Source organism: Serratia quinivorans (assembly GCF_946227985.1).
Taxonomy (GTDB): Bacteria; Pseudomonadota; Gammaproteobacteria; order Enterobacterales; family Enterobacteriaceae; genus Serratia; species Serratia quinivorans_A.
Map to the genome: position 1 here is coordinate 143,578 of NZ_CAMKGL010000005.1, position 11,734 is coordinate 155,311.

10 protein-coding genes are annotated in these 11,734 nt (G+C 58.2%); all 10 read right to left on the reverse strand.

The genetic code is table 11. The annotated features are described in order from the left end of the window. Positions 1-110 precede the first annotated feature (110 nt). Complete coding sequence (locus OCH02_RS15220; protein ID WP_012146350.1) at positions 111-917, reverse strand: ABC transporter permease; 807 nt, start codon at positions 915-917, stop codon at positions 111-113. Then, positions 907-1,845 carry an ABC transporter permease gene (locus OCH02_RS15225; RefSeq protein WP_370452814.1) on the reverse strand — a complete coding sequence of 313 codons (939 nt, stop codon included), beginning with the start codon at positions 1,843-1,845 and terminating at the stop codon, positions 907-909. Before OCH02_RS15225 ends, OCH02_RS15220 begins: the two co-directional genes overlap by 11 nt. A 7-nt stretch (positions 1,846-1,852) precedes the next feature. Beyond that, complete coding sequence (locus OCH02_RS15230) at positions 1,853-2,881, reverse strand: ABC transporter ATP-binding protein (protein ID WP_261431946.1); 1,029 nt, start codon at positions 2,879-2,881, stop codon at positions 1,853-1,855. Between the two features lie 195 nt (positions 2,882-3,076). Then, on the reverse strand, positions 3,077-4,231 hold the full coding sequence (ydcS, locus tag OCH02_RS15235) for a putative ABC transporter substrate-binding protein YdcS (protein ID WP_261431948.1): 1,155 nt from the start codon (positions 4,229-4,231) through the stop codon (positions 3,077-3,079). Between the two features lie 118 nt (positions 4,232-4,349). Then, positions 4,350-5,813, reverse strand: a complete 1,464-nt coding sequence (locus OCH02_RS15240) for a gamma-aminobutyraldehyde dehydrogenase (RefSeq protein ID WP_261431949.1) — start codon at positions 5,811-5,813, stop codon at positions 4,350-4,352. A 115-nt stretch (positions 5,814-5,928) separates the two neighbouring features. Next, positions 5,929-6,852 carry a LysR substrate-binding domain-containing protein gene (locus OCH02_RS15245; protein WP_012146355.1) on the reverse strand — a complete coding sequence of 308 codons (924 nt, stop codon included), beginning with the start codon at positions 6,850-6,852 and terminating at the stop codon, positions 5,929-5,931. A gap of 426 nt (positions 6,853-7,278) precedes the next feature. Then, positions 7,279-7,617, reverse strand: a complete 339-nt coding sequence (glnB, locus tag OCH02_RS15250; RefSeq protein WP_261431950.1) for a nitrogen regulatory protein P-II — start codon at positions 7,615-7,617, stop codon at positions 7,279-7,281. 157 nt (positions 7,618-7,774) lie between these two features. Next, positions 7,775-9,397: an NAD+ synthase gene (locus OCH02_RS15255; protein WP_261431951.1), complete on the reverse strand. Its 1,623-nt coding sequence runs from the start codon at positions 9,395-9,397 to the stop codon at positions 7,775-7,777. A 129-nt stretch (positions 9,398-9,526) separates the two neighbouring features. Beyond that, positions 9,527-10,864 (reverse strand): two-component system response regulator GlrR, encoded by a 1,338-nt coding sequence (gene glrR, locus OCH02_RS15260; protein WP_012146357.1) that lies wholly within the window; start codon positions 10,862-10,864, stop codon positions 9,527-9,529. Continuing rightward, on the reverse strand, positions 10,861-11,733 hold the full coding sequence (gene qseG, locus OCH02_RS15265; RefSeq protein WP_261431952.1) for a two-component system QseEF-associated lipoprotein QseG: 873 nt from the start codon (positions 11,731-11,733) through the stop codon (positions 10,861-10,863). Before qseG ends, glrR begins: the two co-directional genes overlap by 4 nt. Position 11,734 lies beyond the last annotated feature (1 nt).

Below are 11,734 nucleotides of genomic sequence, written 5' to 3' on the forward strand. Positions count from 1 at the left end.
AGTTGCAGCTAGGCGGCAAGAGCGTAAATCCCCCGGAGCTTATACAAAATAAGTGACTGGGGTTTAACTCGCAGCCAACAACGCTGCAGCTTGAAAGACGAAGGGGGAAGCTATTTGCCACTGCCGGCGACGCTTTCGCCACCCTTGGTCAGGTAATAGGCCCCCAAAATCGGGATCATGGTCAGCAACATCACCGACAGCGCCACCACGTTGGTGATCGGCACATCGCGCGGGCGACCGAGCTGATTCAGCAACCACAGCGGCAGCGTGCGCTCATGCCCGGCGGTAAAGGTGGTGACAATGATTTCATCAAACGACAGCGCGAACGCCAGCATGCCACCGGCCAGCAATGCAGAACCCAGGTTGGGCAACATCACGTAGCGGAAGGTTTGCCAACCGTCGGCACCGAGATCCATGGAAGCCTCAATCAGGCTATGGGAAGTCCGGCGGAAACGGGCGATGACGTTGTTGAACACGATCACCACGCAGAAGGTGGCATGACCGATCACGATGGTCAGTACTCCCGGCTCGATATTCAGCGCCTTGAACGCCGCCAGCAGCGCCAGACCGGTAACAATGCCCGGCAGCGCGATCGGTAACAGCAGCAGCAGTGAAATGCTGTCCTTACCAAAGAAATCACGCCGGTACAGCGCCGCCGCCGCCAGGGTGCCCAGTACCAGCGCCACCGCCGTCGCCAGCGCAGCAATCTGCGCGGAAAGCAGCATCGCATCGATAATGTCCTGACGACCGGCAGCGACGCTAAACCAATGTAACGTAAAGCCCTTCGGCGGGAAGCTAAACGCCGCGTCCTCGGTGTTGAAGGCGTAGATGGCGATAATCGCCAGCGGGAAATGCAGGAAAATCAGACCGCCCCAGGCGGCCAGTTTCAGCCCTAATGGCGCGCGCTCAGAGTGCATCGAAGGCCCCCAGACGTTTCACAATGGAAAGATAAATCGCGATCAACACAATCGGCACCAGGGTAAAGGCCGCGGCCATCGGCATATTGCCGATCGCCCCTTGTTGGGCGTACACCATGCTGCCGATGAAATAGCCCGGAGGCCCCACCAGCTGCGGCACAATAAAGTCTCCCAGCGTCAGTGAGAAGGTGAAGATCGACCCGGCGGCAATGCCCGGCACCGCCAGCGGCAGGATCACGTAACGGAAAGTCTGCGACGGACGTGCGCCCAAATCCGCCGAAGCATGCAGCAACGAAGGCGGCAGGCGTTCCAGCGCCGCCTGGATCGGCAGGATCATGAACGGTAACCAGATATAAACAAACACCAGAAAACGCCCCAGCCCGGAGGTCGACAGGGTATTGCCCCCAACGCCCGGCACGGTCAGAATTGCCGCCAACACCGGCTCCAGCCCCAAATGTTGCAGGAACCACTGCGCCACACCATCCTTTGCCAGCAGCAGCGTCCAGGCGTAGGCCTTGACGATATAGCTGGCCCACATCGGCATCATCACCGCGATATAGAAGAACGCCTTGACGCGGCCACTGGTGTAACGCGCCATGTAGTAGGCAATCGGGAACGCCAACACCGCACTGGCCAGCGACACCAGTACCGCCATAGTCAATGTGCGCAGGATGATGTCGTAGTTGGCCGGGTTGAACAGCGCCCGCAGGTTATCGAAGGTCAGATCCGGCGTCACCGTCATGGTGAAGTCGTCGAAGGTATAAAACCCCTGCCACAGCAGCGTCAGTAATGAGCCAAGGTACACCGCGCCGAACCACAACAGCGGCGGAACCAATAACAGCAGCAGGTACAACGTCGGCCGGCGGTAGAGAAAGGTCGACAGGGTGCGCAAGGTACCGCGGCGCGGCGCGGGATAGTCGATGCTCATCTCCATCTCACCTCTCCTCCAGCAGTGGCACCATCGCCTCACGTGACCAGCAGGCAGTGACCGGCTGACCGATCAGGTGCTGCTGCCCGGCGGCGTGCCACTGAGGATTCGCCTCGCTGACCAGCAGTTTCTCACCGCTGCTCAACGCAATTTCGTAGCGTGTGGCCGCGCCCTGATAATGGATCTCTTGCAGCAACCCCTGCACCTGGATTTCACCCTGCGCAGCACCGGCCTGATCCATTAGGCGAATATGCTCTGGGCGGATCGAGAAGGTGGCTGTCTGGCCGAGCAAGCGCTGCGCCAGCTCGCTGCGCACCACGTTAGAGGTGCCGACAAACTCGGCAACAAACGGCGTTTTCGGCCGCATGTACAGCTCACGCGGCGCATCCACCTGCTCGATTCGCCCGTTGTTGAACACTGCCACCCGGTCAGACATCGACAAGGCTTCGCTCTGATCGTGGGTGACGAAAATAAAGGTGATCCCCAGTTGGCGCTGCAGCTTTTTCAATTCGCCCTGCATCTGTTCACGCAGCTTGAGATCCAGCGCGCCCAGCGGTTCATCCAGCAACAGCACCCGTGGTCGGTTCACCAGCGCGCGGGCCAGTGCGACACGTTGACGCTGGCCACCGGAAAGATGTGCCGGTTTACGCTCGGCCACAAACCCCAGCGCCACGCTGTCCAGCGCTTCCTGTGCCCGCACCAGCCGTTCACGTTTGGCGACGCCCTTCACCATCAATCCGTAGGCGACGTTTTCCAGTACCGACATGTGTGGGAACAGGGCGTAATCCTGGAATACGGTATTCACGTCGCGCTGATACGGCGGCAGGTTGGCCGCCTCCTGGCCGTGAATGCGGATCGAACCGGCACTGAGTTGTTCAAAACCGGCGATCAGCCGCAGGCAGGTGGTTTTGCCCGAACCGGAAGGCCCAAGCATGGAGAAGAATTCCCCGTCCTGTATCTCGATAGAAACCCGGTCCACGGCACGAACGTCGCCGAAGCTCCGCGAAACATCGATAAATTGCACGGCAATGGTCATGATCTACACTCCAACAAATCAAATGATTTCGGCGAGTTTGGCGACACCCCGTAACCTGGACAGACTTATCCGCAAAATAATTCGAGTTGCTTCGCGGCGGCAACCAAACGTATCCCCAGAAGCGTACAAGTAGTACGTGACTGGGGGTACGTGCGGGCAGCCAACAAAGAGGCTGCTCGAAGTATGAAGGGGATATTAACGACCACCCATGATGGCGATATAGTCCTGAGTCCAGCGGCTGTATGGCACGAATTTGCCACCCTGTGCCTGCGGCGTTTTCCAGAAGGCAATCTTGTCAAACTGGTTGAAGCCGTTGGTTTCACAACCTTTGTCGCCCAGTAAAGTGCTGGCCTTGCAGCCCGCCGGTGATGCCGGTACCGAACCAAACCAGGCGGCAACGTCGCCCTGCACTTTCGGCTCCAGCGACCAGTTCATCCACAGGTAAGCACAGTTCGGATGCTTGGCATCGGCGTGCAGCATGGTGGTATCCGCCCAACCGGTAACCCCCTCTTTCGGGAACACGGTGCCAATCGGCTGGCCTTCCCCTTTCAGCGCATTGGCCTGATACGGCCAGGCGCTGGAGGCCACCACGCCTTCGTTTTTGAAATCGCTCATCTGCACCGAGGTGTCATGCCAGTAGCGGTGGATCAACGCATGCTGGGTGCGCAACAGCTTCAAGGCGGCCTGATACTGCTCTTCGTTCAGTTGGTACGGGTCACTGATGCCAAGCTGCGGTTGCGTGGCCTTCAGGAACAGCGCCGCATCGGCGATGTAAATCGGCCCGTCGTAGGCCTGCACCCGGCCCTGATTGCTCTTGCCGTCCGGCAGGTTCTGTTGCTGGAACACCACCGCCCAGCTGTCTGGCGGCGTCGGGAAGGTTTTGGTGTTGTACATCAGCAGGTTTGGCCCCCACTGATAAGGCGTGCCATAGGTTTTGCCAGCCACGGTGTACCAGGCACCGTTCAGCAGACGCGGATCGATGTTTTTCCAGTTGGGGATCAGCGCCGGATTGATTGGCTGCACCCGTTTACCGAAGATCAATCGCAGCGAGGCGTCGCCGGAAGCGGTGACCAGGTCATAGCCCCCCTTGGCCATCAGGCTGACCATTTCATCGGAGGTGGCGGCGGTTTTCACATTCACCGCACAGCTGGTTTGCTTTTCAAACTGGCTGACCCAGTCATAGTTTTTATCGGACTGGCCACGCTCGATATAGCCCGGCCAGGCGATGATATCCAGGCGCCCCTCGCCTTTGCCCAGCGCCTGCGGCAAGTCGGCCGCCTGAGCCAGACCGCAAAGCACGGTGAAACAGAGTGCGGAAACTGTGGTGGTGACTGCGGTCGTTTTTCCCATCGTAATTACCCCTGTGTTGCGTATCCGTGTGCGGCAGGGAACGGCTGCCGCCCTGGTTTGATTTTATTTACCCTATGAATTTCAAGTTGCAGCTTGAAAGGTGACGGGTATGCTGCCATTAGAAGCTGGCTTTAAACTTCGCCATTACGTGCCTGACTACGCTGTAGTCCTGCAGTGAATCACTGGAAAGATCTTTGCCATAGCCGGAGCGTTTCAGGCCCCCGTGTGGCATCTCACTCGCCAGGGTGAAATGGGTGTTGATCCAGGTGCTGCCGTATTGCAGATGCGCGGCGATATGCAGCGCCCGATCGATATTCTGCGTCCAGACCGACGAGGCCAGGCCGTATTCGGAATCGTTGGCCCAGTTGACCGCCTGCTCCAGATGTTCGAAGCGGGTGACGCTCACCACCGGGCCGAACACCTCGCGCTGGACGATTTCGTCGCTTTGCAGGCAGCCGGCCAGCAGCGTGGGTTGGTAATAGAAGCCAGGGCCGGAGTGCGCGGCGGCACCGGTGATCAATTCAATATGCGGCTGACTGAGCGCCCGCTCGACAAAGCTGGCAACGCGATCGCGCTGGCGGCTGCTGATCAGCGGGCCGATTTCGTTATCTTCATCGCGTTTGCGAGCAAAACGCAGGCTGGCCACCGCCTCACCCAACGCGTCCACCAGCTTCGGATAGATCCCCGCTTGCGCGTAGATGCGGCAGGCTGCGGTGCAGTCTTGCCCGGCGTTGTAATAGCCGTAGGTACGGATGCTGTTGACCACTTCATCCAGATCGGCGTCGTCACAGACAATCACCGGGGCCTTGCCACCCAGTTCGAGATGCGTGCGTTTGACGCTTTTCGCCGCGGCCTGCAGAATTTTTTGCCCGGTGACAATATCGCCGGTCACCGAGACCAAACGCACCTGCGGATGCCCGACCAGATGACTGCCGACCCCTTCTCCGCCGCCATAGATGATATTCAGCACGCCCGGCGGCAGGATGTCCTGCAGTGCAGGCACCAGCGCAAGAATGGTCAGCGGAGTATGTTCGGAAGGTTTGAAAACAACGGTGTTGCCCGCCGCCAGCGCCGGTGCGATCTTCCACGCCGCCATCATCAGTGGGTAGTTCCACGGCGCAATCGAGGCCACCACGCCGATCGGGTCGCGGCGGATCATCGAAGTGTGTCCTTCAATATATTCACCGGCCAGTTGCCCCTGCTGGGTTCGCACCGCGCCGGCAAAGAAACGAAACACGTCGACGGCCGCCGGCAGGTCATCATTGAGGGCCTGATGCAACGGCTTGCCGCAGTTGAGCGCCTCCAGACCGGCCAGGCGCGGGGCCTGCCGTTCGATGGCGTCGGCAATGCGCAGCAGAATAGCAGCACGGTAGGCCGGCGTGGTGCGCGACCAGTGGCCGAAAGCCTGCTGTGCCGCTTTGACCGCACTGCCAACCTGTGCCGATGAGGCTTCGGTGATGGAAACCAGCGTTTCGCCATTGGCGGGATTAACGATGCACTCTTGCTGGCCTTCGCCTTCGACCGACTGACCGTTAATGAATTGCTGACAGGATAAACCTGAAAGGAGGTGCACATCTGCCATCGCGTATCGCCTCTAAGTGACCAAAACGTTAACTAAATGTGAATAAGTTAGTTTCAATCAGACTAAGCGAGCATCAGGCAGCCAACAAATTCTAAATACTGAACGCCGCGTTCGATTAAATCGAATGCTTCAGCCCGGCAGCATGCATATTGCCATTCTCACGGGCAATGGTGAGAAATGGCGTGACCAGTTCCGGCCGCGCGCTGCCGCGTCGCCAGGCCAGGCCGATATCCAGCGGCTCCAGCAGATCCACCAGCTTGCGGGCCTCAATCATGTTGCCCTCCAGCGACCAGGCGCGATAGGCCATGTCCGGCAGAATTGAGACGCCCATACCTGCCGCTACCAGGCTGCGCACCGCCTCCGTCGAACCGGTTTTCATGGCGATCTCCGGTTTCACTCCGGCACGCGCCCAGATACGCCGCGCATGCACGTCCATTTCGTCGGCATTCAGCTGGATCAGCGGCAGCTTCGCCACATCCGCCAACCCGATACTTTCATGATCCAGCAACGGATGCAGTGGCGGTAGCCACAGACGATACGGCGAGTGCATCAGCACTTCGGTCTGTAGCGCATCACGATCCTCAATATTCGACAGTATCAGTACGCCGATATCGATCTCCCCGCTCACCAGCAGGTGTTCAATATAAGGACGCTCATCTTCAATCATCTGAATGGTGACATTGGGATAGGCTGATTTAAACCGCTTGAGTAGCTCGACCAAAAAGTACCCGGCTACCAGGCTGGTCACGCCAATGGTCAGCTTGCCGGTCAGGCTTTCGGTGCCCAGTTGCAGGCTGCGCTTGGCATTGTCCACCGTGGCGAGGATCAGATAAGACTGGCGGAGAAATTGATGTCCCTGATGCGTAAGGTTCATGCCCTTGGCGTGGCGATCAAACAACCGTACGCCGATGTCGGTCTCCAGTTGCTGGATGGCCAGCGTCAGCGAGGATTGTGAAACAAACACCGCCTGGGCGGCGGCGGAGATCGATCCGGTTTCCGCCACCGCAATGAAGTGGCGGATTTGGCGCAGCGTCATCATCCCCATCGCCTTTCAAGCCGCTGCGTTGTTGTCCGCGTGCGCTTACCCCAGTCACTTACTGAAGTAAGCTTCTGGGGATGCACGCCCTTGCCGCCTAGCCGCAGCTTGAAATTCATTGGGGATCGCCTTAATCAAAATAGTTGAATTGAGTTGAGTGTAGATGCCGCGCGGAAAGCGATCGGTAAAACTATCAAAAATGCGACAGCCTTCGCTTTTTTAGAATGCTCACAACAGGAATGACTGCAAAAGAAGGAGGAGTCGGCAGGAGCAGAACAGCAGATGGCAGATACAACAAGGGCGCAGTATTAAACCGCGCCCCCAAGCGACTGATAAAGCCTGTTATTAGGGAGAGCGTGCCGAAGGGGTCGTAGCAGCTTTAGCTGCCGGAGCGCCCCTCGGTGCGCTAGGCCCGAGTATCTCAATAAATTAGATCGCTTCTTCGTCCTGCTCGCCGGTACGGATACGCACTACGCGCGCCACGTCGAAGACAAAGATTTTGCCGTCGCCGATTTTGCCGGTTTGAGCGGTCTGCATGATGGTCTCGACGCAGGTATCGACGATATCGTCGGCCACCACGATCTCAATTTTCACCTTTGACAGAAAATCGACCATGTACTCCGCGCCACGGTACAGCTCGGTGTGGCCCTTCTGGCGGCCGAAGCCTTTCACTTCGGTGACGGTCATCCCGGTAATGCCAACCTCAGCCAGCGCTTCACGAACATCATCCAGTTTGAACGGCTTGATAATGGCGTCGATCTTTTTCATCTTGTTTCCTCGCACCTATTCACTAGGCTATTTTTCTTGTCATTTTGCGCCCGGGCAGTACTCGGGATCCTCACGTACTACGTGTACGCTCCGGGCCCTGCGTGCTGTCCGAACCCAAACTAACGGCGACAATAACGCCTATTGAATAGGCACTTAATTACCAATTTTTGCGGCCAAAGCCGGATGTGATTGGGTAGCGGCGGTCTTTGCCGAAATTGCGGGCGGTGATGCGCGGCCCAACGGCGGCCTGACGCCGTTTGTATTCGTTGATATCCACCAGACGGATAACCTTGCGCACGATCGCCTCGTCGAAGCCTTCGGCGACCAGATCGGCAACCGACTTATCGCGTTCGACGTAACCTTCCAAAATAGCATCCAGAATGTCGTACGGCGGCAGGCTGTCCTGATCGAGCTGATCCGGTGCCAGCTCGGCGGACGGTGGACGATCGATAACCCGCTGCGGGATCACGTAAGATGCGGTATTGCGGTATTCGGACAGCTTGAACACCAGCGTTTTCGGTACGTCTTTCAGCACGTCGAAGCCACCTGCCATATCACCATACAGCGTGGCGTAACCAACGGCCATCTCGCTTTTGTTGCCGGTAGTCAGCACGATGCTGCGGCGCTTGTTGGACAGCGCCATCAACACCACGCCACGGCAGCGTGCCTGCAGGTTTTCTTCGGTAGTATCGCGTTCGGTACCAGCAAACATGGGCGTCAACTGGCCCATAAAGGCGTCGAACATAGGTTCAATAGAGACGATATCGAATTCAATGCCGAGGATTTCCGCCTCTTCTTTGGCGTCGGCGATGCTGATATCCGCGGTGTAGCGGAACGGCATCATCAGCGCCTGCACTTTATCTTTGCCCAATGCATCGACGGCAATCGCCAACGTCAGCGCCGAATCAATCCCGCCAGATAACCCCAGCACCGCGCCCTTAAAGCCGTTTTTAGTGACGTAATCGCGCACCGCCAACACCAGGGCTTCGTACACCTGCGCCAACTGTGGCAGCTCGGCGGCCGGTGCAGTCATTGGCACCACCTCCAGCTCATTGAGCTCAAGCAGGGTCACCTGCTCAGCAAACGCCGTCAGCCGATGGGTCATATTGCCGGCCGCATCGAACACCTTCGAACAGCCGTCGAAAATCAGCTCATCCTGCCCGCCAATCTGGTTCAGATACACCAGCGGCAGATGGGTACGTTGGCAATGGCCGGCCATCAGCGTCTTGCGGATATACGGCTTTTCGCGATTGTACGGCGAAGCATTGATCGACAAAATCATTTCGGCACCGGCCGCCTTGGCGGCATCGACCGGCCCAGGGAACCACAGATCTTCGCAAATCAGCAGGCCCAATTGATAGCCTTTCAGCTCAACCACGCAGGTTTCGCTACCGGCCTGGAAGTAGCGTTTCTCATCGAAAACGCCGTAGTTCGGCAACTGCTGCTTGAAGTAACGCGCCAGTAACTGCCCTTCAGAGAATAGCGACAGCGCATTATACAGCTTGTCGCCTTCGCGCCACGGATGACCAACCAGAATGGCAACCTCGGCAGAGGCCTGCTGCAAACGCTGCAGCTGTGCGTCACAGCGCTGATAAAAATCGTTGCGGTACAGCAGGTCTTCCGGCGGATAGCCGGAGAGCGCCAACTCGGTGAACATGACCAGATCGGCTCCCGCCTTCTGCTGCTCTTGCACGGTTTGCAACATGCGTTCGGTGTTGCCTTCAATGTCACCGACCAGCAGATTTAGCTGGGCCAGTGCGATGGAAAGTGATCTGCTCATTGTTTCGGATCCCGCTTAATACGTTCCATGGTGCTCTGTGTTGGGCCACGCCACAAACTAGAGAACGGAGTGTAAATCATTCCGCCGCATTTGTTGAGAACCTGCGTGCGCAGGCTACGGCGGAAAACATCATTCTTTAAAATCGTTGGCGTCCAGTTCATGGCGCGACAACAACTTATAAAACTCGGTACGGTTGCGGCCTGCCATGCGCGCGGCCTGGGTCACGTTACCCTTGGTGATCTGCAACAGCTTGCGCAAATAGTGCAATTCAAACTGATTGCGGGCCTCGACAAAGGTCGGCAAGGCGGTATTTTCCCCTTCCAACGCCTGCTCAACCAGCGCTTCACTGATCACCGGCGCGGAGGTCAGGGCCACACACTGCTCGATCACGTTCACCAGTTGGCGCACGTTGCCCGGCCAGGTGGCGGTCATCAGGCGTTTCATGGCGTCCGTTGAGAAGCTGCGGACAAAGGGTTTGTGGCGCTTGGCCGATTCGCGCAGCAGATGATTGGCCAGCAGCGGGATATCCTCGGCACGCTCATTCAACGCCGGGATCTTCAGGTTCACCACGTTCAGGCGGTAGTACAAATCCTCGCGGAATTCGTTTTTCGCCATCGCCTTTTGCAGATCGCGGTGGGTGGCGGAAATGATGCGGACGTCAATGTCCAGATCGCGGTTGCTGCCCAGCGGGCGCACCTTGCGCTCCTGCAACACGCGCAGCAGCTTAACCTGCAGCGAAAGCGGCATATCGCCGATCTCATCGAGGAACAGCGTGCCGCCGGCTGCCGCCTGGAACAGCCCTTCGCGACTGCTGACCGCGCCGGTAAAGGCCCCTTTGGCATGGCCAAACAGCTCGGACTCCAGCAGTTGCTCCGGCAATGCACCGCAGTTAATGGCGATAAACGCCTTTTTGCCACGAGGGCTGGCACCGTGGATCGCCTGCGCCAACACCTCTTTACCGGTGCCGCTATGGCCGTTAATCAATACGCTGACATCAGACTGCGCCACCATTTTTGCCTGCTCCAGCAGGCGCAGCATAATCGGGCTGCGGGTGACGATGTCTTCACGCCAACTGTCGTCACCTGCCGGCAGTGACAGCGACAGGGCATCGTCGATGGCTTTATACAGCGCATCACGATCCACCGGTTTGGTCAGGAAGCTGAACACCCCTTGCTGGGTAGCCGCCACCGCGTCCGGGATCGAGCCATGGGCGGTGAGGATGATCACCGGCATGCCGGGCTGATGCTTTTGGATTTCGGCAAACAGCGCCATGCCGTCCATTTCATCCATCCGCAGGTCGCTGATCACCAGATCAATCTTCTCACGCCCTAACAGGCGCAACGCTTCCTGGCCGCTTTCGGCGGTGGTGACATGAAAACCTTCGCTGGTCAGGCGCATCCCCAGCAGCTTAAGCAGGCTGGGGTCGTCGTCAACCAATAACAAATTGGCCGGTTTGCGTGCGGTCATTGCGCGTGAGACTCCTTGTTAGCGGGGGGCGGCGCGTAGGTATCTTCCGGCTCCACCGGCAAAGCGGTACCCTTCTCAGGTTCAGCATCCAATTCTGCAGCCTTGGCCGGCGCGACTTTCTTGCCCGTGGCGTCGGTTTTTTGCTGCGTTCCGCTGTTGTCCGGGATGTCACTCTGCATCTGCTTGCGCGAAGAGAGCTGGCGTTCGATATCGGTCAGGTTTTCCAGCTTGCGCGAAGTGTCCTGCAACTGCGCCTGTAAGTGCACCTGGCTCTGACGCAGCGCATCTATCTGGCTGTCGGAGCTTTCCTGCAGGTGCTGATAGCGCGCCTTTTCATCAAACAGGGTTATCTGCAGTACCTGCTGTTGACGCCACAGCTGCAACAGCGGGCGCAGTGAGCTTGGGAACTCCATGCGGTAACTGTTCAGGCGGTCGATCATCTGGCGACGTTCGCCCGAGGTCGGCTCGGCACTGGCCAACAGGATACTTTGTTTGAAAATGCCGTCCCAACTGTTGCCGGGCAGGGTTTTCGCCAGCGCACGCGCCTGGGTTGAACCGATGCGATCGGCGCAGTCCATGGCTCGCAGCCAGTAAAGTGAGTTATTCAACGCATCTTTTTCGTCGAGCGGCCACAGGCTGTCGCATGCAGCGATGCGATAATCCACCACTTTGGTATCCGGGATCGCTTCCTGCTGCGGCTGATTCAGGCCACCGCTGACCGCACGATCGACGCAACCCGCCAACAAAAACGGCATAAAAAGAACGCTGCCTAAAAAGGAAAATCGACGCTTGCCGAGCGGCGTGCCCTGTGTGGCACGCGGTGAACGTTCGGTCTGCGAGAGACGAAGGCGTTTAGACCATGTGTACATT